We start from the raw sequence: 25167 nt of genomic DNA, 5'->3' as shown, positions 1-25167 counted from the left end.
GAGTCGCGTTGGGCTATAACCTTTGACACACTTTTATTTGTAGTAGGGAGCATCAGCACATGCAACTCGGGATTATTGGACTGGGCCGCATGGGCGGCAATATTGCGCGGCGCCTGATGCTCAACGGGCACACCACCGTTGTTTATGACCGCAATACCGCCTTTGTCGAAGCCCTGGCCACAGAGGGCTCCACCGGCGTCACCGACCTGCCAGCACTGGTCGCTGGCCTGGCCAAACCGCGTGCGGTCTGGGTCATGCTGCCGGCCGGCGCGCCGACCGAAGAAACTATCGACACCCTGAGCACCTTGCTCGAAGCCGGCGACACCATCATCGACGGCGGCAACACCTTCTATAAGGACGATATCCGCCGGGCGAAGACCCTGTCGGAAAAAGGCCTGCACTACATCGACGTCGGTACGTCCGGCGGCGTCTGGGGCCTGGAACGCGGTTACTGCATGATGATCGGCGGTGATGCCGAGACCGTTAAACGCCTCGACCCGCTGTTCGCAACCCTGGCCCCGGGCATGGGCGACATCCCGCGCACCAAGGACCGCAAGTCCGACGACGATCGTGCCGAGCGTGGTTACATTCACGCCGGTCCCGCTGGTGCCGGGCACTTCGTGAAGATGATCCACAACGGCATCGAATACGGGATGATGCAGGCGTTTGCAGAAGGCTTCGACATCCTCAAGACCAAAAACAGCGAGAGCCTGCCGCAAGACCAGCGTTTTGACCTGAACGTCGCCGATATCGCCGAAGTGTGGCGCCGTGGCAGCGTGGTGTCCTCGTGGTTGCTGGACCTGACTGCCGACGCCCTGGCCGGCGATCCGAAACTCGACGGTTTCTCCGGGTCCGTGGCCGATAGCGGTGAAGGTCAATGGACCATCGAAGCTGCCATGGAGCAAGCGGTGCCGGTGCCGGTGCTGTCGAACTCGCTGTTCTCCCGCTACCGTTCCCGTGGGCAAGGCACCTTTGGCGACAAGATTCTCTCGGCCCAGCGCTTCGGCTTCGGCGGCCATGTGGAGACCTCGAAAAAATGACCCACGCGATCCGCAGGAAATCCAAGGCTGAACCCGCGCCGCCGACCACGCTGTTCCTGTTCGGCGCCCACGGCGATCTGGTCAAGCGCCTGCTGATGCCGGCGCTGTACAACCTCAGCCGTGACGGTTTACTCGGGAATGGACTGCGGATCATCGGCGTTGACCACAACGCCATCAGCGATGAAGGCTTCGCGAAAAAACTCGAGGACTTCATTCGCAACGAGGTGGCCACCAGGACCGGCAAGGGCGATCAAGCCCTTGACCCGGCACTGTGGGCCAAGCTCGCCAAAGGCATAAGCTACGTCCAGGGCGACTTCCTGGACGACAGCACTTATCAAGCGCTGGCGGCGAAAATCGCCGACAGCGGTACCGGCAATGCGGTGTTCTACCTGGCCACCGCGCCGCGTTTCTTCAGTGAAGTGGTGCGCCGCCTCGGTTCGGCCGGCTTGCTGGAAGAAACCCCCGAGGCCTTCAGAAGGGTAGTGATCGAAAAACCCTTCGGCTCCGACCTGCATACGGCCGAAGCCTTGAACGCTTGCCTGCTCAAGGTGATGACGGAAAAGCAGATCTACCGCATCGACCATTACCTGGGCAAGGAGACCGTGCAGAACATCCTGGTCAGCCGGTTCTCAAACAGTCTGTTCGAAGCGTTCTGGAACAATCACTACATCGACCACGTGCAGATCACCGCCGCCGAAACCGTCGGCGTGGAAACCCGTGGCAGTTTCTATGAGCACACCGGCGCGCTGCGGGACATGGTGCCCAATCACCTGTTCCAGCTGCTGGCGATGGTGGCGATGGAGCCGCCCGCGGCGTTTGGCGCCGATGCGGTGCGCGGCGAGAAAGCCAAGGTCGTTGGCGCGATCAGGCCCTGGACGGTGGAGGAGGCCCGCGCCAACTCGGTGCGCGGCCAATACGCCGCCGGTGAGATCGACGGCAAGGCACTGCCGGGCTATCGCCAGGAAAACAACGTCGCCCCCGACAGCAATACTGAAACCTATGTGGCCCTCAAGGTCATGATCGATAACTGGCGCTGGGTCGGCGTGCCGTTCTACCTGCGGACCGGCAAGCGCATGAGTGTGCGTGACACCGAGATCGTGATCTGCTTCAAGCCGGCGCCCTATGCGCAGTTCCGCGATACCGAGGTCGATGAGCTGCAGCCGACCTATCTGCGCATTCAGATCCAGCCGAACGAAGGCATGTGGTTCGACCTGCTGGCCAAGCGTCCCGGTCAGGCCTTGAAAATGGATAACATCGAGCTGGGGTTCGCCTACAAGGACTTCTTCGAGATGCAGCCGTCCACCGGCTACGAAACCCTGATCTACGATTGCCTGACGGGTGACCAGACGCTGTTCCAGCGCGCCGACAACATCGAGAACGGCTGGCGCGCCGTGCAGCCGTTCCTGGATGCCTGGCAGCAGGACTCAAGCGTGCAGAGCTATGCCGCCGGGGAAAACGGCCCCAAGGCCGGCGAAGAGCTGCTCACCCGTGACGGCCGCGTCTGGCACCGCCTCGGATAACACGTATCTCCTGTGGGAGCGAGCTCGCTCCCACAGGAGGCGGCAGTGTCAGAGCCAGTAACTCACCGCATACCACCCGAGCAAGCCCATCACCACGGTGTACGGCAATGCCATCCAGACCATCCGCCCGTAAGACAGGCGCACCAGCGGTGCGATCGCCGAGGTCAGCAGGAACAGGAATGCCGCCTGACCGTTGGGCGTCGCCACGCTCGGCAGGTTGGTGCCGGTATTGATCGCGATGGCCAGGGTTTCGAAGTGCTCACGGGTCATCTCGCCCGCCATGAAAGCGCGCTTCACTTCGGTGATGTAAATGGTCGCCACGAACACATTGTCGCTGATGGCGGACAGCAGGCCGTTGGCAATGAACAGCATGCCCGGTTGTTGGTCTGCCGGAAGCGTCAGCACCCAGTGGATCAACGGGGCGAACAGTTGCTGATCGTGAATTACCGCGACCACGGCGAAAAACACCACCAGCAATGAGGTGAACGGCATGGCGTCCTTGAACGCGGTGCCCAGGCGGTGTTCGTCGGTGATACCGGTGAAGGCGGTGATCAGCACGATCACCATCAAGCCGATCAAGCCCACTTCGGCGATGTGGAACGCCAGCCCGGCAATCAGAATCAATGCCGCAAAGCCTTGCACCAGAAGCGCTGCGCGTTGGCGCGTGGTGCGCTCGGCATTGTCTTCGGCGGCGTAGTTGGCCAGCACCGCACGGACGTTATCCGGCAGCAGCGTGCCGTATCCGAACCAGCGCAGTTTTTCCAGCAGGACGCAGGTTACCAGCCCGGCAACCAGTACCGGCAGGGATACCGGCGCAACCCGGGTAAAGAACTCGGAGAAGTGCCAGCCCATTTCATGGCCGATCAGCAGGTTCTGCGGTTCGCCGACCAGCGTACAGACACCGCCCAGCGCGGTGCCCACGGCGCCGTGCATCAGCAGGCTGCGCAGGAAGGCGCGGAACTGTTCCAGATCACCCTGATGCAGGGTGGGCAGATGTTGGTCGTCGCTGAACTCGCTGTCCTGGCGCGGATCGTTGCCCGAGGCAACGCGGTGATACACCGAGTAAAAGCCTACGGCGGCACTGATGATCACGGCGGTCACGGTCAGGGCGTCGAGGAACGCCGACAGAAAGGCCGAAAGAAAGCAGAACATCAGGGCCAGCAGGGCCTTGGAGCGGACCCCGAGCAACAAGCGCGAGAACAGGTACAGCAACAGGTCCTTCATGAAATAGATACCGGCCACCATGAACATCAGCAGCAGGATCACCGGGAAGTTGTGCAGCAACTCGTCGTACAGCGCCTGGGGCGTGGTCATCTTCAGCAGCAGGGCTTCAATCAACAGCAGGCCGCCGGGCATCAGCGGATAGCATTTGAGCGCCATGGCCAGGGTGAAGATGAACTCCAGCACCAGTAGCCAGCCGGCAGCCACCGGGCCTGCGGTCCAGAGCACCAGGGCATTGAGGATGAGAAAGCCGACGATGCAGGCCTTGTACCAACGGGGCGAGTGCCCGAGAAAGTTGTGCGCGAACGCCTGGGCCATTGAACCGGACATCGGCTGCTCCTTGTCTTGAGAAGCGCGCAACTTGCCGCAAGCGCACCAGAAGATCAAGCGCAGGAAAAATGCCGGTGTTTATCCCTGGAAGCGAGCGACGACCGCCTTGTAGTTTCCGTGCAGCGAATAGCCTCCAACGACGATGTTTCCATCGGCTTGCGCGGCGACACAGGTGGCGGTATCCAGGCTGGGGCCGAGACGGGTACGTGTATAGCCGCTGCCTTTGCCAAAATGGCGATCGGGAAGGCCGTTGGGCAGGCATCGCCCGAGAATGAAGTCTGCTTCGACGCCGCCGATGGTGGCGCCCGCCGTGAGCACACTGCCATCGGGCTGTAGCTGCGCGGCGGTCCACTGGCATCCGCTGTAACCGATATCCCGCCGTTGCGGGTGTCCTCCGTTGCAATGAGTGTCGGGTCGGCCGTTGCTGTGCATTTTGTATGTCAGGCAGTGCATTGGCTCGCAACTGCTGCCATAACACAGGATGTCGCCTTCGTTTTGCTGAACCACCCGGTTGACCCGGGCGCCATGTCCTTGCGCCTTGAAGGTCATGAATCCGTCCACGGCAAAACGGTCGTCGAGGCGACCGTCCGGGTGATAGCGTGCCAGCAAGCCTTCTTCAGGGAAGTTGATCGATCCACCGACCAGGATTCGACCATCGCGTTGTACCGTCAGGCTGCTGAGCCAGGTATTCATCAGCAGGTGCCGGACCATCACGAAGCCGCGGCCGTTGAACGAGTAGTCCAGCGAGCCTTCGACATCCAGTCGTATCAACATGCCGACGTGATCGGCCAGTTCGAAGTGATGGTTGGCCAGGATCAGGATCCGGCCGTCTTGCTGTACGGCCACATCGCAGGCTTCTGCGCCCGGCACACCGGGAGGGAGCCATTTATCACGCATGCCCAGGGACAGACCGCCAGGCAATCGCACGACACGGCGGCCATTATCGCCAAAACCTTGCACCAGGCGGCCATCCTGATCCAGCAATGCCAGGGACGGGAGCGTGCGGTGCGCGTTTTCATATTGCAGGCCGGCCAGCAGGATATTGCCGTCGGGCAAGACCAGGACTTTGGTGGCCATGGCTTCGAACCCCGGTTCGAATTGCCCGATGACACTGCCTTGTTTGCCGAACGTCAGGTCTGCGCAACCATCGGCGAGTAAACGGGCCAGGCCAAAGCGGCTGCCATCGGCCATGCCGACTTTTGCGGCTACCAGCAAGCGACCTTGGGCATCGATCGCAACGTCATTGGCCAGGCTGAAAAGACTGTCGGCGAAATACACCTGGGTTTTGCCGTTGGCGGCAAACGTCGTATCGAGGGCCCCTACGTTGTTCCGGGTGGCGGAGTAGGCAAAAGCGGACTGGCTTGACATGCACCGCATCTCCTTGCGAGTCGTCCTGATCCAGAAGTTTGGAGGGCGACTGTATTGGGAGAATATTCAATCCCTGAACGGGGAGATGCACAACTGCAAGAACTAACAGACGGAGAGTCGTTGTGTGCCACAACAGTGTCTTTTCGAACCAATGGCGAGCCTGCAAAGTATCAGGTGCATGCAAAGTTCGAATTAAGAGTGTCAAGTAGTGCGCGCGGCCAGAAAAACCTGCGAACTAAACACAGGAAAAGGGCGCGGATTACCCCGGAGTAATCCGCAAAACGATTAGTGCGGCATTGACCACGACTGCAGTGTGTAACCTTCCTCGCTCAATTCGGCGCGAGCCTGTTCCAGCAGCAGTTCGAGTTGCGCGGGATCGGAATAGGCGCTGCTTGGGATCTGCTTACGGCCAATGCTGGTGCTGGTGCGGTCGATTACGGTCAGGCTGAGTTCGCCATTACCGTCTTGTGGAGCCCAGGCCACACATTTGAATGGTTTAAATGCGCGGTCGGCAATCAGAAGTGCTTCGTTGATACGGAGCGGGGCGTTCATAGGGTCTTCTCTCTGTGTGCCCAATCAAGTGATAGGCCGACGGTTGGGCTTACCGTTCAGCTGGTTACTTGTACTGATGCCCGCAACCGGGGTTCGGGTCACACACAATCAAAAGAAATTTCCACTTTATTTCACAGGCTCAAGAATGAGCCTGACGTTGAAAGCTGAATGAAAGGAAAGAGTCGTTAGGTGACTAACATAGTCGCAACTTATAACTGGTTTTATGGCAGTCCTATAGTCAAACAGTACAAGGCCCTGTCAAATTCTTGCTAATGTTACAGTTAGGTCTGCCAAATGACTGTTTTTAATAAAATTTCGTAAATTTGGCGCCAAGGAACAGTCATGAGCGATGCGCCTGCCTTACGACGTTTGTTAGTGGTGGACCCGTGTGACGATTGCTATCGCCTGCTCCCTGGATTGCGCTCGATCGGTTGGGACGTTGACAGCTGCACGCTGGAAAACGCCGTTGACCGAACCTGTGATGTGGGTTTGCTGCGCTTGCAGCCCTCTCACCTTGCGCACCCGGAGGCTGTCAAGGAATTGATCAGCCGCAGCGGCACCGAGTGGATAGCCGTACTCAACCAGGAAGTACTGCGATTGCAAAATGTCGGCGACTTTGTCTGTGAATGGTTTTTTGACTTTCATACCTTGCCGTTCGATGTGTCCCGGGTTCAGGTCACGCTGGGCCGGGCGTTTGGCATGGCACGCTTGCGCGGGCAGGGTACGGTCCATGTTGACCAGCCCGAGCACGAATTGCTGGGCGACAGCAAACCTGTCCGTGAACTGCGAAAACTGTTGAGCAAACTGGCTCCAACCGAATCTCCCGTGTTGATTCGCGGTGAAAGCGGCACTGGCAAGGAACTGGTCGCACGAACCCTGCATCGTCTGTCCCAGCGTCACAGCAAACCCTTTATCGCAATCAATTGTGGGGCGATCCCCGAACACTTGATCCAGTCCGAGCTGTTTGGCCATGAGAAAGGCGCATTTACCGGCGCGCACCAACGCAAGATCGGGCGGATAGAAGCCGCCAACGGTGGCACTCTGTTTCTCGACGAGATTGGTGACTTGCCACTGGAGTTGCAGGCCAACCTGTTGCGGTTCCTCCAGGAAAAACACATCGAACGGGTCGGCAGCAGTCAGCCGATTGCGGTGGATGTGCGGGTTCTGGCGGCGACGAACGTCGACCTTGAAGCCGCCATCGAGAAAAAGCGCTTTCGCGAAGACTTGTATTACCGCTTGAACGTACTGCAGGTGGCGACCGTTCCGTTGCGCGAGCGTCATGGCGACCTGGCGGTGCTGGCCAACCACTTCTCCCATTTCTACAGCCATGAAACCGGGCGCCGCCCACGCAGTTTCAGCGACGACGCGTTGATTGCCATGGGCAAACACGACTGGCCAGGCAATGTTCGCGAGCTGGCCAACCGCGTTCGTCGCGGGCTGGTGTTGGCCGAAGGCCGGCAGATCGAGGCCCGTGATCTGGGGTTGATCAGTCAGCATACAATCGCCGCGCCGATGGGCACCCTCGAAGAATACAAGTCCCGGGCCGAACGCCAGGCGTTGTGCGATGTATTGAGTCGCCACAGCGATAACCTGAGTGTCGCCGCCAAAGTATTGGGTGTGTCGCGACCTACCTTCTACCGGTTGTTGCACAAGCACCAGATCCGCTGAACTCCAGTGGGAAACCAAAAAACCGTTGCAATTGCAGCGGTTTTTTTGTTCGGGTCAGAAGTAGTAAGGGAGTTTCAGGCTGAACTGGAAGTCCGGGGCATCGTCCGTCATGCCGATGGACAGGTTGGGCACGATGGTCAGGTTGTCGGTGGCCGCAATGGTCATGCCGATGTTGAAGTAACCGGCGTTGGCATCGCTGGAGATCACCGATTGCCAATCCCCGCCATCTTCCTTGAGCTTGCTTTTGCGTTGCACCAGGTCAGAGACCGAGAACGACATGCTCATCTTTTCGTTCAAGGCGAACGCGATACCGGCGCCAATCTGGAAGCTGTCGCCAATGCGTACCTTGCCCGGTGTCTTGACTGCCGGGTTGGAGCTGATGTCGTCGAAAGACTCTTCCATGTTGTACGTGTAGGACAGGCTGCCGAACAGTACAGCCGGATCGTACGTCTTGACCAGCGAGACCCCCGGCGTAATCGACCAGACGCCGTTACCGGTAGGCAAGGACTCAGGCACGGCCAGGTTTGAGTTATCGGCCACCCGAACCAGCTTGATGCCGAACGGGTCTTTGCCGGTAGGCGCCTTGACGCGCAAGGTCACCACGGCATCCGGCGTGTTGACCGACTCGTCGAGGAATTTGTAGGCGATACCGAAGTTGACGTCACCAATGGTCGGGTCTTGCTTGACGGTATCTTCGGTCGTGACGTTTGCGGTGCCGTTATTGCCGCCACCGGACTGGTAGGTGGACTGACGGTAGACCACCGGTACGTTAAGGTCGAACTGCCAGCGATTGTTGAAGTTGTAGCGGCCGGTGAGGTCAAGCGTCCAGGTGTCGGACTTGATCCGGTCCAGGTTGATGGCGCCGAGGAAGATCGAGTCCAGGGCGAGAAAACCATTGAGGACAAGTTGGCGGGTATCGTATCGGGAGTAGGTTATCCCGGTTTCGAAACTGAACTTGCCGCCGCCGAAGAACCCGCTGGCCTCGTCATACAGGTTCGAAACGCTTTGCGCCGGTTGCGAGTCATTGGCCAGCGATTGTCCATAAGAGCTGCCGCTGCCCCCGGCGGCACCCCCCGAGGCCGCCGCGGCGCCGGTGCCGACGCCTGGATTGCCCTTGAGGTCCGCTGGCGACTTGGCCAGGCGTTTGGGAGGGGGGGAAGCGGGCTGGTCCTCAACCTGGCGGACCCGTTGTTCGAGCACCGCCAGGGCTTTTTGCTGTACTTCGTAACGTTGTTTCAACTCCAGGAGCTCTTGTTTGAGAGCCTCCATTTCCGGGTCAGGTGCTGCCTGCAACATCGCAGCGGGGAGTAGAGCACTCAAGCATGCGACTGCACGCAGTGATACTGATCGGTACATGAAATAAGCCGTCCATTTGTGCCCAATGGTCCAGACTCAGCGTAGTTCAATAGCCCATGGTCCGTAATGCAGCGAGTTGGTTGAGGTCGCAGTCCAATGCACCCGCACTCGGGCCATTATTGTTGAGCACTACGTTGAGTTGAGTCATGTTGTCGACCATATTGCTGCTGCCCAGCAACCGGGTGTTTTGCAGCAACCCGCCTTGGGCGACTTGTTGCAGGCTTGTGCCCTGGTTGTTGTTGGCGGTAATGGCCATCTGAACACCGCCGCTGGTCGCGGATACGGCGACACTGCCTGCGGCATTGCTGCCGGTAATGGTTTGACCGGCTATCAGCGCCTGGCCCTGGCTTGGCACCAGCGCAGGGGCCGTGCTGGCCTCCTTGACGTTGATGGCGATGTTGTTGTTTGCGCTGTTGCCATCGCCTGCGGCCCGTGTGACCTGGGTTATGCCCCGGGAAGTGCTCAGCCCATCGCCCCCCGACACGTGACCGCTACCCGATTTGGGCGAACCGCCATGACCGGATTGCTTGATGGTTGAAACATAGAACTCGGGTTTGACCGTTGCAGCTTGAAGCTGCATCGAGCTGGAGGCTCCGATCAGATCACCACTGGCATTGCGCCAGGTGCTGCTCATGACAACACCGAAGCTGATGACCCGCCCCGGCATCACATACCGGCCACGCAACTCGGCCAGTTCCTGGTCCTTGATTTCGATGGGTCTGAACTCTTCAGCAAAACCTGAAGTGGTCGCTGCCAGACAGGCAGCGACCACCCAATACGAGGTTTTCATTTGCTGCTCCCGGAGCGTCCTGCCCCCTATCATCTTATTGGCGATTAAAAGAAGTCGCTCTGTATGAAACCAAAATCCATCAATTCAGCATCTTTGACCGGGTTGAAGTTATCCATCTTGTTCTTGGCTGTCAGCGGTTCCGGAGGACTGCGTAACGCATTGGTTTTTTCGTAACCGGGACCGACAATGGCGAAGATAATGCCATTCCAGCCTTTGACAAAGTCATCATGGGAGTAGCGTTTGTGTCCGAGTACCGGGTCGCCGATATAGACCCAGTTCTTGTCCGCCCGCTGCAACACCACGAAGTGCTTGTAGCCGCGAATCTCCATCAATACCACCACCGGAATCGTCACTGCTTCGAGTCTTTCCGGTGGGATCTTGTAGCCCCGGGCGCGCATGCCGATGCGTTCTATGTAGCGCTTCATGTCCAGCATGGAAAAACCCTGGGTACGCACAAGTTCCTGGTCTGCGGTGACCAGCATGCCTTTGATGATGTGCTCTTCATCGACGTCGAGCCAATAGGCCTGGCGCAGTATCGTTGCCAGCGCGGCGGCACCGCAGCTGAAATCGGTTTTCTGTTCGACGATGTCGCTGAACTTGCGCTCGCGTAAACTCTGTACGTGCTTATACACCAGCACACCACCCGGCAGGGCGGCGACCGGCATCTGTGCAGCCTGGGTCAGGCCAGACAGGCAGAGCAGGGCGAAAAGGACAGTCTTACGCATGATCGATACGCCTTGGGACTGTGGAAAAAACCCGTCGCCGGAGCTTCCATTGCAATCGCGATTACTGACAAGACTTGCAGCCCGCGGCGATGGACAGCGAGTTGCTTTGCTGGTTGCCCACACCAGACGATACGTTGGCTCCGCCGTTGCCGGAGAAGTTGTTCATCGAACCCGTTATCGAAGCATTGTTGGTTACAGGGGGTTTCCAACCCTCTGGCGTTATCACTTGTTGAGTGGTTACGCCAGACAGACCCAATACACCTACGGCTACGAAATCAGTCGTGTGGCCGTTATTGGTGACGTTCAGCCCGGACGTGCTTTGGTTGGCCGCCGCCGCCGCTTGTGCTACGCGACCACCCGAAACGGCAATCGCCAGGTTGTTTTTCTGTTGGTTGAACTCGCCGGTGGTCACGTTGATGCCGATGTTGCCGGAACCGCTGTTGCCTGAATTATTGAGCGTTGTATTGTTGGTGTTGGAGTGGTTCCTGGCGGCGTTGCCGGTGCTCTTCTGAGTCGCGCTGGAGACGGCGACCGCGGTGCCGAAGATGAAGCTTTCGTCAGCCGTGGCAAGGGCGGCGGCATTGTCTTGTTGGTTGCCGTTACCGGCTGCAACGTTGGCTCCCATGTTGCCGTTGGAGTTGTTCAGGGAGTTATCGACTTTAGCGTCGTTCCTGGTGTCCCGGTTCAATACGCTGCTGTCACTGCTTTCCTGCGAGTCCATCACGACGGCCCCGGCGCCTGCTGTAATCTGCAGAATTTGTTCCAGCGTCGGGCCTTTGGGCTGATGGTTGTTGCCCTGTCCATTGCTCTGGCCGTTGCCCTGCTCGTGATCATCCAGACCGCCTGCTTGTGCTGCGAATGCCATCACTGCTGCCAGAGCGAAAGCCAGTGGTTTGAGAGCAGTTGTCGGGTTCATGGTGTTTCTCCGTGCTCATTAGTTGGTCAAGTGTTGGTACGTCCTTGATCGCACTGTATCGGGGTCAGTCAGCGACCCGGATGCTCAGGGTGTTAGCCATTCGGTTCCCCACCCCGGCGCTCTGGTTCACCTGGATCACGCCCCGGCTGCCGGTGAAGGCCTGGTCGCTTGTCACGACCTGGCGACTGCCGTTTGGGGTGCCAGTTGCTTCCGAGTTCGGTAACAACGCCACGTTCTGTTGAGAAAGGGCACTATCGTCGATGGCTTGCGGTGCAGCGCTGATGCTGACGCGCATGGCGTTGGCCATCTGGTTGTTCGCCCCGGCGCCCTGGTTGACGCCCAGTACGCCATTGCCATTACTGAAGGCGGCGCCGCCGATGGTGGCCGTTGCATCCATCGACGGATTGGCGGGCGTGGTGATTTTCTGCTGGACGTTGGTGGTCGCACCGGCCTGGGTATCAATGGCGATCGCGCGGACGTTGGCCTGCTGCTGTTGATCGCCAGCCGCCTGGTTGACGTTGAAGTTGCCGCGGTATTGAGTACCGGAATCCCGGAGGGTGGCGGTGTTCACCGAACTGACGCCCGAATCGGCCATCACGCCGGTGCAGCCGAGCAGGGCTAGTAACAGCAGGGATCGACTCATCTCATTGGCCCCCCGCCATTTTGCCCAGTGAGCCGAGGCCGCTGCCCATGGCGCGGTTGATGGTTCCGGAAATCGCGCTGCCACTGCCACCACCTTGGCCGACGGACATGCCGGGCATCCCGTTGGGGTTGGTGACGACGTTGAGGCCTTGCAGGCCACCCAGGTTTTGCCCGTTGCTGTGGTTAAGGGCCGTTCCGGTGGTGACCCCGGCAATGTCGGCGTCGCTGAGTTCGCCGGTGACGCGGGCCGATGGGTTGGCATTGAGGGTGTTGGGGTTTGGATCTCTGCCGCCGCTGCGACCGATAGGGGTTGAGTGAATGGTGCGATCAAGCACGATGACGCCATTGCCTTCGGCTTTAGCGTCGAAACTGAAAACCGTGCCTGCAGCGCTCGCGATCAGCATCAGGCACGTCAAGGCTTGTTTATTGAGTATCCCCACGACGGTGTTACCTTCTCATGTGGGCTGACCCTTGTCGGCTTTATGAAGGTGAGAGCGAAAGCTGTGCCGGTTTTTGAATATCTAATTGATTCAATGGCTTATGGATGTTGGCCGGATTCCCTTTGTCGAGAATGTTTCAAAGGTGAGACAAAACCCTGCGCAGGAAGCCTGCTAATGTGGATAAACCGCTCTGGAACAAGGGTTTCAGCGACGTTGTATCAATGACTTAACAAATCTGATGTTCAAGCGGTGAAGGGCGCTGAAATGGGTGGTTTGAGGTAGGGAAGGTGTTTCAGGGCCGGACACTTTTCCCCCGGGGCAGGGGGGGATGGTGGGGAATTTGCCCCAAACGCCGGTCAGGCACCGAGCAATCGGGTTACGGCGTCCAGTGCCTGGAATCGGCGTTCGGCCCAATTTCCGTGGAGTGCTTGAACCGGTTGTGCGTGGCGCTCGAGCCAGGCCAGGGTCTGGTCGAAAAATGCCTGGCGTTCACTCAATCGGGGCTGGCAACGCTGGCCGTCATCCGTCCATTCGACGTGTTCCGGCGACAGCAGCAAGTGCAAGTCGTAATGCCGATCCAATAGTGCTTGTTCGATCCAGGCGGGGCAGTCGCCAAACAGGGTTTGGCTCCAGAGGATATTGCTCAGCAGGTGCGTGTCGAGGATGAGCAACGGCGGCTGTTGCGCCCGCGCTTCGTCCTCCCATGCCAATTGACCGCGGGCGATGTCCGGAATGTCGGCCAAGGTGGTGTCCCGCGGATTCTGCTCGATGAACCAGCGCACATACTCGTCGACCAGAACCCCGCCGAAACGCTGTTGCAACTCGGCCGCCAGCCAGCTTTTGCCGCTGGATTCAGGGCCGGTGAGTACCAGGACTTTCATGCGCGCAACGCCGGATCGGCGCGCCATTCACGCCAGCCGAGCACAGCAATAACGGTGAACAACCCGTACAGGGTGGCGGTCAGGTACAGGTCTTTATAGATGAACAACCCGACGAAAATCACATCCAGGGTGATCCACAGCGGCCAGCACTGGAGACGTTTTTGCGCCATCCAGACTTGCGCCACCAGGCTGAATCCGGTCAGTGCTGCATCGAGCCAGGGTTGTGCCGCGTCTGTCCAGTGGGCCATGGCCGCCCCCAGCAACAGGCTCCCGAGTGCGCCAATGGCGAGGCTCAACGCCATGGGGCGGGCATCGAGTCGACTGACTTCACGGCCATGGGTCGTTTCACCTACCCGTGTCCACTGCCACCAGCCGTAAAGCTGCAGGGCGGCATAGACGACTTGCAGCAACATGTCCGAATACAGCTTCACCTCAAAAAAGATCCAGCTATAGAGCAGCACCATGACCAGGCCGATGGGCCAGCACCAGGGGTTCTGTTTGACCGTCAGCCAGACGGCAATGACACCGAGGGCGGCGGCAAACAGTTCAAGCCCGGACATGGAGGCTCCTTGGGAAAATCGAAAAGGGGGCGGATTGTAACCGGATTGGCGTCGGGAATCCCGTGGCGCAAGGTGTGCTTCATTGGCACGCGATAACGCGGCAGCGCTAATCGGACTTGTCTGATAGGATTTCGGCCCCGCACGGTTAATCCCGGATCAGGATTGTTTTTTCACAGGATTTTGACGGTTCTGTGGTGATCCTTGATGCGCGGGCTTCAGCTAGGCTGATCGCAACTCAAGCTTTTGAAAAATACTAACGGGGCATGCCGGCGCGCATAGCCTTTTGGGGGATTGATGGATCTTTGGACCGCCTTTCAGGCATTGATTCTTGGGGTTGTAGAAGGGCTGACCGAGTTCCTGCCCATTTCCAGTACCGGCCACCAGATCATCGTGGCCGACCTGCTCGGCTTCGGGGGCGAGCGGGCGATGGCGTTCAACATCATTATCCAGCTGGGTGCCATCCTGGCGGTGGTATGGGAGTTTCGACGCAAGATCTTCGACGTGGTCATCGGCCTGCCGACCCAGCCGGGCGCACGGCGGTTTACCGCGAACCTGTTGATCGCGTTCTTGCCGGCCGTGGTGTTGGGTGTGATCTTCGCCGACCTGATCCACAAGTACCTGTTCAACCCGATCACCGTGGCAACGGCGCTGGTCGTGGGCGGGTTCATCATGTTGTGGGCCGAGCGCCGGCAGCATGAAGTCCACGCCGAAACGGTGGATGACATCACCTGGAAAGACGCCCTGAAAGTCGGCTTCGCCCAGTGCCTGGCCATGATTCCGGGCACTTCGCGTTCGGGCTCGACGATCATCGGCGGGTTACTGTTCGGCCTGTCGCGCAAGACCGCCACCGAGTTCTCGTTCTTCCTGGCGATGCCGACCATGGTCGGCGCAGCGGTGTACTCGGGCTATAAATACCGTCACCTGTTTGTCCCGGCGGACTTCCCGGTGTTCGCGATCGGTTTCGTCACGGCGTTCGTCTTCGCGATGATCGCGGTCCGCGGGTTGCTCAAGTTCATCGCCAACCACAGTTATGCGGCGTTTGCCTGGTATCGCATTGTGTTCGGCCTGATCATCCTGGCGACCTGGCAATTCGGCTGGGTCGACTGGAGCGCGGCCAAGCCGTGAGTGACTCAAGCTCGCGCAATAACCCCGGGCGCCAGCCCGGGGGACAGATCCGCCATCCTCGGCTGAAGTGGCTGGTGTTCGCAATCCTGTGCGCGTTGCCGCTTTCGGGTTCGGTATCGTCATGGCTGCACGGGGTGTCGTTGATTCCCCTGGCGGCCTACGGCATCGTCAGCGTCGTGACGTTTTTCCTGTACTGGAGCGACAAGCGCAAGGCCCGCGCCGAGCAATGGCGGACGCCGGAGAATGTCCTGCATGCGCTGGAACTCGCCGGTGGCTGGCCCGGCGCTTTGCTGGCCCAGCAAGCGTTTCGGCACAAAACCCGCAAAGTCTCCTACCAGTTGGTGTTCTGGATCATCGTGCTGATGCACCAGGTGTTCTGGATCGATCACCTGTTCCTTGGCGCACACCTGTTCGCCTTGTTCTGATAAGACAAGGCGCTAAAGCAACAGGCCGACTTGAGTGCGCTTTGGCAGCCTGCTGACCACCAATTGGTGGGAGCGGCGCAGCAAGCCCTGTAGTTCTTCGCTGCCGAGCGGGTAGGGCGTTTCCATGATGATCCACTGGGCGCGCGCCAGATAAGGCGCCGGATGAATCCCCGGGCGGTCGCAATGACCGAGAAACAGATCCTTGTCGACCTTGAAGGCCAGGGAATCACCTCGCAAGCCCTGCAAGGCGAACATCTTGTTCCCGGCAATCGAAAATACTCGCACGCCGCCCCATTTATAGTCTTCCCGTGCTCCGGGCAGGGTAAGGCAGAATTTCGCGACATCCTCTTCGCTCATCCGTCCGGCTTTCATAACACTCGTTCTCCACAGGCATTGAATGACTCGACCAGATGGTCAATCCAGGCGCGTACTGCCGGCATCACTCCGCGTCGATGAGGATAGACCGCTTGCAACCAGCCACCGGGCAGCGACCAGTCGGGCAACAACTGCACCAGTGAGCCGTTTTCCAGTTCCTGCTCGCAATACATCATGGGCAGCATCGTAAAGCCGAGTCCAGAGAGGGTGCTGGCCTTGCGCACGATAAAGTCATCGATGCCCAGCCGGGCCTCGAGCGCCAGTTCACAACTTTTGCCTTTTTGATCCAGCATGCGGATGTGCACCATGCGGTCGGCTTCCAGAGCGCCGAGCACCGGCAGGCTTTTCAGATCTTCGGGATGGGTGATCTCACGGCCAACGAGGAAGCCGGGACTGGCGACCATCAGCATCTGCGCCTGACGCAGGCGGCGGGTGACCAGCAGCGGGTCTTCGTCGCCCAGTTCCCGTACGCGCAGGGCCACGTCAATGCCTTCGTTCACCAGGTCGACCCGCCGGTTGAGTAACATCACCTCCAGCTGGACTTGCGGAAACCGCTCCAGAAAGTCGCTGATCACCCCCGGCAATATTTCATGGGCCAGCCCGACGGGGCAGGACACCCGCAAACGCCCGCGGGGCTCGCTGGACATGCTGGCCACGGCCTCGTCGGCCATTTCCGCCTCCAGCAACATCGCCTGGCAGTGCCTGAGGTAACGTTCACCGACGGCAGTCAGCTTCAGTTGTCGGGTGGTGCGTTGCAGCAGCCGTGCGCCGAGGCGCTCTTCCAGCTCGGCGATGCGCCGTGACAATCGTGACTTGGGAATGCCCAGCAAACGCCCGGCTGCGGCGAATCCCCCGGCTTCCACGACTTTGGCGAAGTAATACAGGTCGTTGAGGTCTTGCATGATCTGAATCCGATTGTTCTATCTGTGGGACGAACTATCGCATTGTTACCGCCTAATCAGCTATTGGTTTCGCCTGTAGGATTAGTCCCATCAGATCGCCCTTGTGGGCGATCCTCACTTGGAGATCCCACATGAAACTGCTGCATATCGATTCGAGCATCCTGGGCGACAACTCGGCATCCCGTCAGTTGAGCGGTGAAGTCGTCAAAGCCTGGCAAGCCGCCGAGCCAACCGCCGTGGTGACCTACCGCGACCTGGCCGCCGACGCCATCAGCCACTTCTCCGCCACCACCCTGGTCGCCGCCGGCACCACCGCTGAACTGCGCAACGCCGCACAACAGCACGAAGCCGAACTGAGCGCCTCGACCCTGGCCGAATTCCTGGCTGCCGATGCCGTGGTGATTGCCGCACCGATGTACAACTTCACCATCCCGACTCAACTGAAAGCCTGGATCGACCGCATCGCGGTGGCCGGTCAAACCTTCCGTTACACCGAAGCTGGCCCTGAAGGCCTGTGCGGTGGCAAGAAAGTCGTGATCGTTTCGACTTCCGGTGGTATGCACGCCGGTCAGGCAACCGGTGTTGCCCACGAAGAGTATTTGAAGTTGCTGTTCGGTTTCATCGGCATCACCGACATCGAAATCGTCCGCGCCGAAGGCCTGGCTTACGGTGACGACGTGCGCAACAAAGCCATGAGCGCTGCCCACACGCAGATCAGCGAGCAGTTGTTCGCCGCTGCGTAAGGCTTGCGTAAAAGTAAGCAACCGTTCAGGTAAACCCCAAAAAACTCTGTATTCTGGTTACGCAAGTACCAGCTACGGAGTTTTTTGTTTCTGGTCGTTTCAGATTGTGGCCCGAGTTATGCAGTCCAGGGCGTACGTCTCAAGTCCGGTAACAAGGTGGGGCATCCATGATGCGTCTTTGTGCAGCTTTACTGATTTGCCTGCTCAGCAGCCTGAATACAGTGCGCGCCGCACCTGCACCACATCCTCACTGGAGCGTCGGCTTCCATGAGATGACTTTTCTCGACCCGCTGGACCTGCAGCCGATGCGCGCCATCGCCTTCTATCCTTCCAGTGATCGGGAGCACACCAGCAAGCTCGAGGGTTACACCGTCGAAGCCGGGGAGGACATCAAGGTCGCCATCGGCCGGTTCCCGATGCTGATGCTGTCCCACGGAAACACCGGCACCCCCCTGGCCCTGCACGACCTTGCCACGTCGCTGGCGCGCAAAGGTTTTGTCGTGGTGGCGGTGATTCACCCCGGTGACAACTCCAGGGACCACAGCCGACTCGGTACTTTGAGTAACCTGTACGGCCGGCCGATCCAGATTTCCGAAGCCATTACCGCGACCTTGGGCGATCGTATGCTGTCGCCGTTCGTCAACGCCGACCAGGTGGGGGTCATCGGTTATTCGGCCGGTGGCGAGACCGCATTGATTCTATCCGGCGCCACCCCGGACCTGGATCGCCTGCGCCGGTACTGCCAGGAGCGCCCGGATGACCACGATGCCTGCAACACCCAGGGCGAATTGATTGTCGACCGCGATGACCTGCAACCGGTGGCCGATCCTCGCGTCCACGCCTTGATGCTGATGGCGCCGTTGAGCCTGAAGTTCGGCCGCCACACCCTGGCCGATGTGCATGTGCCGGTACTGCTTTACAGCGGTGATGGCGACAAGCTGGTGGCTGTCGACAAGAACGCTGCGGCACTGGCGCGCAAACTGCCGACAGCGCCTGACTTCAAGCTGCTGGCCGGGGCAGGGCACTTCATCTTCATGGCGCCGTGCAATGACGAGCAGATCGTGATCATGCCCGCGCTGTGCACCGATGCCGATGGCGTCGACCGGCAAGACATTCACCGCAATCTGATCTCCGAAGCCGGAAGCTTTTTCTCGCGCACCCTGGGCAGGCCGACCCGGGCCGGGATGCAGACTGCCGATCAGTAGTTTGCACAAAACCCTGTGGTCAGTACCAAGGCTTACGTCATCGAACGGCTCTTGAGCAGCAACGTCAGCCCCAGGCCCGTCACCGACAACAACGCCGCACTGAAGAAAATCCACGCATAACCCAGGTTCAACGCCACTGCACCCATCAACGGGCCGGCGATGGCTAGCGCCAGGTCGAAAAACACCGCATAAGCACTCAGTCCCGCGCCCCGGCTGGAGTTGGGCACCTGTTTGATGGCCTCGACACCTAGTGCCGGGTACACCAGGGACAGGCCGAATCCGGTCAGGCCGGCGCCAATGAGCGCGTACCCGGTCGACGGTGCCAGCCACAACAGCACCAGGCCAACTGTCTCGATGCACATGCAGGCAATGGCTGATGTGAACCCGCCAAAACGACTGATGGCGGATATGAACAGCAGCCGCGACAGAATGAAACACACGCCGAACACGGTCAGGCAGTAGGCCGCGCCAGTCCAGCCGCGATTGACGTAATACAAGGTGATAAAGGTCGTCAGGGTGCCATAGCCAATGGACGCCAGGCTCAGGCTCGCGCCAAACGGCGCAATGCGTCCGAACACGGCCCAGAACGGCAAGCGTTCACCGCGCACCACCGGCACCGAAGGCTTGTTGCGAATCAGCAGCAGTGCAGCCAGGGCCAGCAGCGACAGGGCAATGCCCAGGCTGGCGAAACCCAGTTGTTGCACCATGACCACGCCCAGCGGCGCGCCAATGGCAATCGCCCCATAGGACGCGATGCCGTTCCAGGAAATCGACCGCGCGGTATGCTCGGCGCCCACCTGGCCCATGCACCAACTGATGGTGCCGACGCCGATCAACCCTTGGGCGATCCCCAGCAGCAGGCGCCCGGCGATCAGGATCAGCAGGCTGAGCAAGGGAAGGCCTTGCAACAGGGTCGACAGCAAGGTCAGCACACCGCTGAGCACAATCCCCGACAAGCCATAGATGATGGCGCGCTTGGTGCCAACGCTGTCGGACATCCGCCCGGCCATGGGGCGGCTGAGCAGGGTGGCGAGGTATTGCGAGCCGATGGTCAGCCCGGCCACGATAGCGCTGAACCCAAGTTGCTCGTGGACATAACCCGGCAATACCGCAATCGGCAGTCCGATGCAAAGGAAGGCAACAAAGGTATAGAAGACGATGGAGACGATCTGCAGGGTGATCGCCATGGAGCTTTGCGGGGGCACTTGCTGCACAGACATGAGGGCTCGTTCGCGGGCGGCGGTGGGAGAACTGCATCATGGCGCGGCGTTGGGATAAAAGAAAGCAGGCTAACTACTTTTGCCGTGACATTATCACTGTTCCTCATGGCCTCTTCGCGAGCAAGCCCGCTCCCACATTTTGAAATGCATTCCCCTGTGGGAGCGAGCTTGCTCGCGATGATTCATGCACCAACAAAAAACCTTGGCCCGGAATGCAAAAAGCCCCGTCACATGGACAGGGCTCTTAACTTGTAGCTTGCAGCTTAAAACTGATGGCTGCCTTTAGAACACCACACCCTGGCTACGCAGGTAATCGTCATAGGTGCCGCTGAAGTCGGTCACGCCGTTAGGGCTCAACTCGATGATGCGGGTGGCCAGGGACGATACGAACTCACGGTCGTGGCTGACGAAGATCAGCGTGCCCGGGTAGTTTTCCAGCGCCAGGTTCAGCGCTTCGATGGATTCCATGTCCAGGTGGTTGGTCGGTTCGTCCATCACCAGAACGTTCGGCTTTTGCAGGATCAGCCTGCCGAACAGCATGCGGCCTTGTTCACCACCGGAGATGACCTTGACCGACTTGAGGATCTCGTCGTTGGAGAACAGCATGCGACCCAGGGTGCCACGGATGATCTGCTCGCCCTGAGTCCACTGGCCCATCCAGTCGAACAGGCTGACGTCGTCTTCGAAGTCATGGGCGTGGTCCTGGGCGTAGTAGCCCAGCTCCGCGCTTTCGGTCCACTTCACGGAACCGGCGTCCGGGGTCAGCTCGCCCATCAGGGTGCGCAGCAGGGTGGTCTTGCCGATACCGTTCGGGCCGATGATCGCCAGGCGCTCGCCGGCTTCAACGGTGAAGCTGAAGTTCTTGAACAGGGTCTTGCCGTCGAAACCCTTGGACATCTGCTCGATGGTCACGGCCTGGCGGTGCAGCTTCTTGGTCTGTTCGAAACGGATGAACGGGCTCACGCGGCTCGATGGCTTGACTTCGGCCAGCTGGATCTTGTCGATCTGCTTGGCGCGGGAAGTGGCCTGCTTGGCTTTCGAGGCGTTGGCCGAGAAGCGGCTGACGAACGTCTGCAGTTCGGAGATCTGGGCTTTCTTCTTGGCGTTGTCCGACAGCAACTGCTCGCGGGACTGGGTTGCCGCAGTCATGTACTCGTCATAGTTGCCCGGGAACAGGCGCAGCTCACCGTAGTCCAGGTCAGCCATGTGGGTGCAGACGCTGTTGAGGAAGTGACGGTCGTGGGAAATGATAATCATGGTGCTGTTACGCGCCTTGAGAATGGTTTCCAGCCAGCGAATGGTGTTGATGTCCAGGTGGTTGGTCGGTTCGTCGAGCAACAGCACTTCAGGATCGGAGAACAATGCCTGGGCCAGCAATACCCGCAGTTTCCAGCCTGGCGCGACTTCGGACATCGGGCCGAAATGCTGTTCCAGGGGAATACCCAGGCCCAGCAGCAGTTCACCGGCACGGGATTCGGCGGTGTAGCCGTCCATTTCGGCGAATTCGGTTTCCAGCTCGGCCACGGCCATGCCGTCTTCTTCGCTCATTTCCGGCAGCGAGTAGATGCGGTCGCGCTCGGCCTTGACCTTCCACAGTTCTTCGTGACCCATGATCACGGTATCGATCACGGTGAATTCTTCGTAGGCGAACTGGTCCTGGCGCAATTTACCCAGGCGCACGTTCGGCTCCAGCATGACCTGGCCGCCGGACGGCTCGAGGTCGTCGCCGAGAATCTTCATGAAGGTCGACTTGCCGCAACCGTTGGCGCCGATCAGACCGTAACGGTTGCCACCGTTGAATTTGACCGAGACGTTTTCGAAGAGCGGCTTGGCGCCGAACTGCATCGTGATGTTAGCTGTAGAAATCAAAGGTTTTTCCTGCGAAGCATTCAGAGTAGCTAGGGTTGCGGCAGTACCGGTTCAGTACCCGTTTCCACTGTTCGGACCCCGGGACATTCATCCCGATCGGCAGTGGAAGTTCCATCTGGCATTAAGTGGACAGCAGCATGTGGCGCGCCTGGCCCGAGTCAACGTGCGCTGAAAGGGGATTTTCCCGCTCTCAACCTGGGGGCGCGTAAAGTTTGGCGGCGATTGTACTGGTCTGGCTCTTTAAACGATAGGGCGATGAGGCCTCTGCAACGCTTTGGCGGTTTTTGCGGACACATTTTCACAGTTGCAGGTTAACTATTGGTTACAGACTGTGGCTAAAATGCCATCCGTCAGTTGAACGCCGACCATCGGCGTGGCTCGATGGCACCAAGGGGCCGCTGTTTCGTATTCAGCCGCTCCACAAGACCCGGGGACCGGCATGCCGGTAAAGGGCGCAGTTTGTTTACTTCCGACCTGTGACGATTTCCGTGAAGCTGATCATTGCCGTTATCTACGTTGTCTCTATTGCGTATGTCCACCTGCGTGGCCGAGTGCGCCACAAGCTGGGTCGCCAGTTGAGTGATCACTCGACGTTTCTGGCGCCGATCAACTGCTTTGTGTATCTGTTTTCGAAAATCCCCAACAAACCGTATCTCGATCCAGCTGACTTTCCCGACCTGAGCCCGCTGCAGGCGCATTGGGAACAAATTCGTGCCGAAGGCCAGAACTTGCTTCACGCAGGCGAGATCAAGCGTTCGAACCAATACGATGACGTCGGTTTCAACTCGTTTTTCAAGACCGGCTGGAAGCGCTTCTATCTCAAGTGGTATGGCGATAGCCATCCGTCGGCCATGAAACTCTGCCCGCGCACCACCGAACTGGTGCAGGGCATCGGCTCGATCAAGGCGGCGATGTTCGCCGAGTTGCCACCGGGCTCCAGGCTGGTGCGCCATCGCGACCCGTATGCCGGTTCGTACCGTTATCACCTCGGGCTGGACACACCCAACGCCGACGGTTGCTACATCAATGTCGATGGCCAGAACTACCATTGGCGCGATGGCGAAGCCGTGATGTTCGATGAGACCTACATTCATTACGCAGAGAACACCACGCCGCACAATCGCATCATTTTGTTCTGCGACATCGAGCGGCCGATGAAGTATCGCTGGGCAGCGGCATTCAATCGCTGGTTCAGCCGCAATGTCATGTCGGCGGCAGGTGCACCGAACGAGGACGGAGACCGGACCGGCGGGCTCAACCGGCTGTTCAGCAAGGTCTACAAGGTGCGCCTGCACGGCAAGGAACTGAAAAAGCGCAACCGCAAGCTTTACTACTTCCAAAAGTGGTCGATCTTTGCCGGGTTGCTGGTGGTGTTCATTCTGATCTGAGCCGGGTGTTCGGGCGGCCGGCCTCATCGCTAGCCACACTCACACAGGTTATGAACTAACCACAAATGTCATGAATGCCCACCGTCCATTGTGGGAGCGAGCCTGCTCGCGAAGAGGCCGGATCAACGTCGTGTTGCATCGTGCCGGGGAGGTTTTTGTTAACAAATCCGAACCTCGGGCGTAGCGTGGTATCGAAGTCCTTATCCACGCGGACGCAGAGAGGCACCCCATGAACCGATATGTGTTTGGCGCCATTGCGCTGGCCTTGAGTACCGTATTGGGCCCACTGGCCCAGGCCGATGCCCTTGCTTCGTTGCAGTTGGCCCAGAACCTGCCGGGCAGCACCCGCAACAACCCTTACAACAGTCCGATTCAGCGGGCCAATCCCAACAGCATGCAAGGCACTCAACCCAGCGCCCCGGCCATACGCGGGCCGAATACCGTGCCGGTCCAGCGATCGCCGACGCTGGACAACGGTGGTATCGGTAATCGCTATCCCGACCGGACAGCGCCCGCCAGCCCACCGAAATTCATTCCCAATCCTCCCCCACGAGACACCGGTACCAGCAACCGTTGAGTGGCAGGTATGACGTCTGACCGCTATTTTTCACCAGGCCCCATTTCCATCAGAAAAGGAATCCTGCATGTTGCGTAAGAACTTATTGGCAATCCTCTGTGCCAGCGTATTGATCAGCGCTAGTGTCCCTGTGCTTGCCGCGCCCACCCAGGCGATGAAAAGCGAAGACGGCACCCTTGAGGTCACCCCCATAGTGACGGGGCTGGAGCACCCCTGGGCCCTGGCATTCTTGCCGGATAGTAAAGGCATGCTGGTAACCGAACGGCCCGGCAACCTGCGACTGGTGACCGCCGAAGGCAAGTTGTCGGCACCGCTCAATGGTGTACCCACGGTCTGGGCCAAGGGGCAGGGTGGATTGCTCGACGTGGCGTTGTCGCCGGATTTCAAGCAGGACCGGATGGTCTATCTGTCCTATGCCGAAGGTGGCGGTCAGGGCGACAAGGCTGGCACAGCGGTGGGCCGCGGGCGGCTCTCCGACGATATGACGGCGCTCAAGGATTTCCAGGTGATCCTGCGTCAGGAACCCAAACTCTCGGTTGGCAACCATTTTGGCTCGCGGCTGGTGTTCGACCGCGCCGGCTATCTGTTCGTGACCCTGGGGGAAAACAACGACCGCCCGACCGCCCAGGACCTCGACAAGCTGCAAGGCAAAGTGGTGCGCATCTACCCGGACGGCACGGTGCCCAAGGACAACCCCTTTGTCGGCCAGGCCAACGTGCGCCCGGAGATCTGGTCCTACGGGCAGCGTAACCCGCAAGGTGCGGCGCTCAACCCGTGGAACGGCACGCTGTGGGAAAACGAACACGGCCCTCTGGGCGGCGATGAAGTCAACATCATCGAGCGCGGCAAGAATTACGGCTGGCCGCTGGCCACCCATGGCATCAACTACAACGGTGAACCGATTCCCGAAGCCAAGGGTGAGACCGTCGAAGGCACCGTTGCCCCGAATCATGTCTGGGAAAAGTCCCCGGGCCTGAGCGGCATGGCGTTCTACGATGGCGATCGTTTCAAGGCCTGGCAGCGCAACGTGTTTATCGGCGCGCTGGTCAGCCAGGAACTGATCCGCCTGGAGTTCGATGGCGACAAGGTGATCCACGAGGAACGCTTGCTCGGGGATTTGAAAAAACGCATCCGCGATGTGCGGCAGGGGCCGGACGGCTACTTGTATGTATTGACCGATGAGGAGAACGGCGGGTTGTACAAGGTGGGTTTGAAGTTGCCGGCTAACTAAGGCATCTAAAAACTTGCCATTGACTTGCCATCAACGTCCGGCTAATTTCGAGCCATGACTTCCACCGTATTGCGCTGCCAGCCAAGCATTATTACCGC

At 59.4% G+C, this 25167-nt stretch carries 25 protein-coding genes; 10 read left to right on the top strand and 15 right to left on the bottom strand.

Features of this window, described 5'->3' with window-relative positions; all coding sequences use genetic code 11:
• Positions 1-59: 59 nt before the first annotated feature.
• Both gnd and zwf read left to right on the top strand, forming a co-directional pair.
• Positions 60-1040: a phosphogluconate dehydrogenase (NAD(+)-dependent, decarboxylating) gene (gnd, locus tag KGA96_RS13865; protein ID WP_046042082.1), complete on the top strand. Its 981-nt coding sequence runs from the start codon at positions 60-62 to the stop codon at positions 1038-1040.
• Complete coding sequence (zwf, locus tag KGA96_RS13860; protein WP_046042081.1) at positions 1037-2560, top strand: glucose-6-phosphate dehydrogenase; 1524 nt, start codon at positions 1037-1039, stop codon at positions 2558-2560. The genes gnd and zwf overlap by 4 nt, the downstream gene beginning before the upstream one ends.
• A 48-nt stretch (positions 2561-2608) precedes the next feature.
• Here the strand turns inward: zwf and nhaB are convergent, their stop codons facing one another.
• The 3 genes from nhaB to KGA96_RS13845 form a co-directional block, all read right to left on the bottom strand.
• Positions 2609-4111 carry a sodium/proton antiporter NhaB gene (gene nhaB, locus KGA96_RS13855; RefSeq protein WP_046042080.1) on the bottom strand — a complete coding sequence of 501 codons (1503 nt, stop codon included), beginning with the start codon at positions 4109-4111 and terminating at the stop codon, positions 2609-2611.
• A 78-nt stretch (positions 4112-4189) separates the two neighbouring features.
• The gene (locus KGA96_RS13850; protein WP_046042079.1) at positions 4190-5479 is read right to left on the bottom strand and encodes a hypothetical protein; all 1290 of its coding nucleotides are present in this window, start codon (positions 5477-5479) and stop codon (positions 4190-4192) included.
• A 285-nt stretch (positions 5480-5764) separates the two neighbouring features.
• Positions 5765-6031: a hypothetical protein gene (locus KGA96_RS13845; RefSeq protein ID WP_007970062.1), complete on the bottom strand. Its 267-nt coding sequence runs from the start codon at positions 6029-6031 to the stop codon at positions 5765-5767.
• A gap of 342 nt (positions 6032-6373) precedes the next feature.
• On the opposite strand from KGA96_RS13845, the gene KGA96_RS13840 reads away from it, so the two are divergent.
• A complete protein-coding gene (locus KGA96_RS13840) occupies positions 6374-7699 on the top strand; it encodes a sigma-54 dependent transcriptional regulator (protein ID WP_223464075.1) in 1326 nt (441 codons plus the stop codon).
• 54 nt (positions 7700-7753) lie between these two features.
• On the opposite strand, the gene KGA96_RS13835 is transcribed toward KGA96_RS13840, so the two are convergent.
• The 8 genes from KGA96_RS13835 to pnuC form a co-directional block, all read right to left on the bottom strand.
• On the bottom strand, positions 7754-9055 hold the full coding sequence (locus KGA96_RS13835) for a hypothetical protein (protein ID WP_223513239.1): 1302 nt from the start codon (positions 9053-9055) through the stop codon (positions 7754-7756).
• 46 nt (positions 9056-9101) lie between these two features.
• Positions 9102-9845 carry a hypothetical protein gene (locus tag KGA96_RS13830; RefSeq protein WP_046042076.1) on the bottom strand — a complete coding sequence of 248 codons (744 nt, stop codon included), beginning with the start codon at positions 9843-9845 and terminating at the stop codon, positions 9102-9104.
• 44 nt (positions 9846-9889) lie between these two features.
• Positions 9890-10570: a C39 family peptidase gene (locus tag KGA96_RS13825; protein ID WP_046042075.1), complete on the bottom strand. Its 681-nt coding sequence runs from the start codon at positions 10568-10570 to the stop codon at positions 9890-9892.
• Positions 10571-10631: 61 nt separating this feature from the next.
• Positions 10632-11486: a hypothetical protein gene (locus KGA96_RS13820; RefSeq protein WP_046042074.1), complete on the bottom strand. Its 855-nt coding sequence runs from the start codon at positions 11484-11486 to the stop codon at positions 10632-10634.
• A 64-nt stretch (positions 11487-11550) separates the two neighbouring features.
• Positions 11551-12129 (bottom strand): hypothetical protein, encoded by a 579-nt coding sequence (locus tag KGA96_RS13815; RefSeq protein WP_046042073.1) that lies wholly within the window; start codon positions 12127-12129, stop codon positions 11551-11553.
• Position 12130: 1 nt separating this feature from the next.
• Positions 12131-12532: a hypothetical protein gene (locus KGA96_RS13810; protein WP_263286976.1), complete on the bottom strand. Its 402-nt coding sequence runs from the start codon at positions 12530-12532 to the stop codon at positions 12131-12133.
• Positions 12533-12924: 392 nt separating this feature from the next.
• Positions 12925-13449 carry an AAA family ATPase gene (locus tag KGA96_RS13805; RefSeq protein ID WP_223464084.1) on the bottom strand — a complete coding sequence of 175 codons (525 nt, stop codon included), beginning with the start codon at positions 13447-13449 and terminating at the stop codon, positions 12925-12927.
• On the bottom strand, positions 13446-14009 hold the full coding sequence (gene pnuC / locus KGA96_RS13800) for a nicotinamide riboside transporter PnuC (protein WP_046042070.1): 564 nt from the start codon (positions 14007-14009) through the stop codon (positions 13446-13448). Before pnuC ends, KGA96_RS13805 begins: the two co-directional genes overlap by 4 nt.
• A 294-nt stretch (positions 14010-14303) precedes the next feature.
• On the opposite strand from pnuC, the gene KGA96_RS13795 reads away from it, so the two are divergent.
• Both KGA96_RS13795 and KGA96_RS13790 read left to right on the top strand, forming a co-directional pair.
• Positions 14304-15134, top strand: a complete 831-nt coding sequence (locus KGA96_RS13795) for an undecaprenyl-diphosphate phosphatase (RefSeq protein WP_046042069.1) — start codon at positions 14304-14306, stop codon at positions 15132-15134.
• The gene (locus tag KGA96_RS13790) at positions 15131-15559 is read left to right on the top strand and encodes a DUF1294 domain-containing protein (protein WP_046042068.1); all 429 of its coding nucleotides are present in this window, start codon (positions 15131-15133) and stop codon (positions 15557-15559) included. Before KGA96_RS13795 ends, KGA96_RS13790 begins: the two co-directional genes overlap by 4 nt.
• A 12-nt stretch (positions 15560-15571) precedes the next feature.
• Here the strand turns inward: KGA96_RS13790 and KGA96_RS13785 are convergent, their stop codons facing one another.
• Together KGA96_RS13785 and KGA96_RS13780 are read right to left on the bottom strand one after the other, a co-directional pair.
• A complete protein-coding gene (locus KGA96_RS13785) occupies positions 15572-15931 on the bottom strand; it encodes an MmcQ/YjbR family DNA-binding protein (protein WP_046042067.1) in 360 nt (119 codons plus the stop codon).
• Entirely contained in the window at positions 15928-16836 is a 909-nt protein-coding gene (locus KGA96_RS13780; protein ID WP_046042066.1) for a LysR substrate-binding domain-containing protein, read from the bottom strand. Before KGA96_RS13780 ends, KGA96_RS13785 begins: the two co-directional genes overlap by 4 nt.
• A 131-nt stretch (positions 16837-16967) precedes the next feature.
• On the opposite strand from KGA96_RS13780, the gene KGA96_RS13775 reads away from it, so the two are divergent.
• Together KGA96_RS13775 and KGA96_RS13770 are read left to right on the top strand one after the other, a co-directional pair.
• Positions 16968-17579, top strand: a complete 612-nt coding sequence (locus tag KGA96_RS13775; protein WP_046042065.1) for an FMN-dependent NADH-azoreductase — start codon at positions 16968-16970, stop codon at positions 17577-17579.
• Positions 17580-17746: 167 nt separating this feature from the next.
• Positions 17747-18784, top strand: coding sequence for an alpha/beta hydrolase family protein (locus KGA96_RS13770; RefSeq protein WP_046042064.1), 1038 nt, complete (start codon positions 17747-17749; stop codon positions 18782-18784).
• Between the two features lie 32 nt (positions 18785-18816).
• Here the strand turns inward: KGA96_RS13770 and KGA96_RS13765 are convergent, their stop codons facing one another.
• Both KGA96_RS13765 and KGA96_RS13760 read right to left on the bottom strand, forming a co-directional pair.
• Positions 18817-20004, bottom strand: coding sequence for an MFS transporter (locus KGA96_RS13765; RefSeq protein WP_046042063.1), 1188 nt, complete (start codon positions 20002-20004; stop codon positions 18817-18819).
• Positions 20005-20286: 282 nt separating this feature from the next.
• The gene (locus tag KGA96_RS13760; protein ID WP_046042062.1) at positions 20287-21873 is read right to left on the bottom strand and encodes an ABC-F family ATPase; all 1587 of its coding nucleotides are present in this window, start codon (positions 21871-21873) and stop codon (positions 20287-20289) included.
• 488 nt (positions 21874-22361) lie between these two features.
• Between KGA96_RS13760 and lpxO the strand changes: the two genes are divergently transcribed.
• The 3 genes from lpxO (at position 22362) to KGA96_RS13745 (ending at position 25069) form a co-directional block, all read left to right on the top strand.
• Positions 22362-23261: a lipid A hydroxylase LpxO gene (lpxO, locus tag KGA96_RS13755; RefSeq protein ID WP_046042061.1), complete on the top strand. Its 900-nt coding sequence runs from the start codon at positions 22362-22364 to the stop codon at positions 23259-23261.
• Between the two features lie 229 nt (positions 23262-23490).
• Positions 23491-23838, top strand: a complete 348-nt coding sequence (locus tag KGA96_RS13750; RefSeq protein ID WP_223464086.1) for a hypothetical protein — start codon at positions 23491-23493, stop codon at positions 23836-23838.
• A 67-nt stretch (positions 23839-23905) separates the two neighbouring features.
• Entirely contained in the window at positions 23906-25069 is a 1164-nt protein-coding gene (locus KGA96_RS13745) for a PQQ-dependent sugar dehydrogenase (RefSeq protein ID WP_223513235.1), read from the top strand.
• The last annotated feature ends 98 nt before the right edge of the window (positions 25070-25167 follow it).

It is taken from the genome of Pseudomonas sp. GL-R-26, assembly GCF_019947365.1.
Taxonomy (GTDB): Bacteria; Pseudomonadota; Gammaproteobacteria; order Pseudomonadales; family Pseudomonadaceae; genus Aquipseudomonas.
The sequence above is the reverse complement of the archived record's forward strand: the minus strand, read 5'-3'. Positions and strand labels throughout refer to the sequence as shown.

What these genes read in the sequence shown, in the direction of transcription:
- gnd (WP_046042082.1), top strand. Translation starts at nt 60, where the DNA reads ATGCAACTCGGGATTATTGGACTGGGCCGCATGGGCGGCAATATTGCG.
- zwf (WP_046042081.1), top strand. Translation starts at nt 1,037, where the DNA reads ATGACCCACGCGATCCGCAGGAAATCCAAGGCTGAACCCGCGCCGCCG.
- nhaB (WP_046042080.1), bottom strand. Translation starts at nt 4,111, where the DNA reads ATGTCCGGTTCAATGGCCCAGGCGTTCGCGCACAACTTTCTCGGGCAC.
- KGA96_RS13850 (WP_046042079.1), bottom strand. Translation starts at nt 5,479, where the DNA reads ATGTCAAGCCAGTCCGCTTTTGCCTACTCCGCCACCCGGAACAACGTA.
- KGA96_RS13845 (WP_007970062.1), bottom strand. Translation starts at nt 6,031, where the DNA reads ATGAACGCCCCGCTCCGTATCAACGAAGCACTTCTGATTGCCGACCGC.
- KGA96_RS13840 (WP_223464075.1), top strand. Translation starts at nt 6,374, where the DNA reads ATGAGCGATGCGCCTGCCTTACGACGTTTGTTAGTGGTGGACCCGTGT.
- KGA96_RS13835 (WP_223513239.1), bottom strand. Translation starts at nt 9,055, where the DNA reads ATGTACCGATCAGTATCACTGCGTGCAGTCGCATGCTTGAGTGCTCTA.
- KGA96_RS13830 (WP_046042076.1), bottom strand. Translation starts at nt 9,845, where the DNA reads ATGAAAACCTCGTATTGGGTGGTCGCTGCCTGTCTGGCAGCGACCACT.
- KGA96_RS13825 (WP_046042075.1), bottom strand. Translation starts at nt 10,570, where the DNA reads ATGCGTAAGACTGTCCTTTTCGCCCTGCTCTGCCTGTCTGGCCTGACC.
- KGA96_RS13820 (WP_046042074.1), bottom strand. Translation starts at nt 11,486, where the DNA reads ATGAACCCGACAACTGCTCTCAAACCACTGGCTTTCGCTCTGGCAGCA.
- KGA96_RS13815 (WP_046042073.1), bottom strand. Translation starts at nt 12,129, where the DNA reads ATGAGTCGATCCCTGCTGTTACTAGCCCTGCTCGGCTGCACCGGCGTG.
- KGA96_RS13810 (WP_263286976.1), bottom strand. Translation starts at nt 12,532, where the DNA reads ATGCTGATCGCGAGCGCTGCAGGCACGGTTTTCAGTTTCGACGCTAAA.
- KGA96_RS13805 (WP_223464084.1), bottom strand. Translation starts at nt 13,449, where the DNA reads ATGAAAGTCCTGGTACTCACCGGCCCTGAATCCAGCGGCAAAAGCTGG.
- pnuC (WP_046042070.1), bottom strand. Translation starts at nt 14,009, where the DNA reads ATGTCCGGGCTTGAACTGTTTGCCGCCGCCCTCGGTGTCATTGCCGTC.
- KGA96_RS13795 (WP_046042069.1), top strand. Translation starts at nt 14,304, where the DNA reads ATGGATCTTTGGACCGCCTTTCAGGCATTGATTCTTGGGGTTGTAGAA.
- KGA96_RS13785 (WP_046042067.1), bottom strand. Translation starts at nt 15,931, where the DNA reads ATGAAAGCCGGACGGATGAGCGAAGAGGATGTCGCGAAATTCTGCCTT.
- KGA96_RS13780 (WP_046042066.1), bottom strand. Translation starts at nt 16,836, where the DNA reads ATGCAAGACCTCAACGACCTGTATTACTTCGCCAAAGTCGTGGAAGCC.
- KGA96_RS13775 (WP_046042065.1), top strand. Translation starts at nt 16,968, where the DNA reads ATGAAACTGCTGCATATCGATTCGAGCATCCTGGGCGACAACTCGGCA.
- KGA96_RS13770 (WP_046042064.1), top strand. Translation starts at nt 17,747, where the DNA reads ATGATGCGTCTTTGTGCAGCTTTACTGATTTGCCTGCTCAGCAGCCTG.
- KGA96_RS13765 (WP_046042063.1), bottom strand. Translation starts at nt 20,004, where the DNA reads ATGTCTGTGCAGCAAGTGCCCCCGCAAAGCTCCATGGCGATCACCCTG.
- KGA96_RS13750 (WP_223464086.1), top strand. Translation starts at nt 23,491, where the DNA reads ATGAACCGATATGTGTTTGGCGCCATTGCGCTGGCCTTGAGTACCGTA.
- KGA96_RS13745 (WP_223513235.1), top strand. Translation starts at nt 23,906, where the DNA reads ATGTTGCGTAAGAACTTATTGGCAATCCTCTGTGCCAGCGTATTGATC.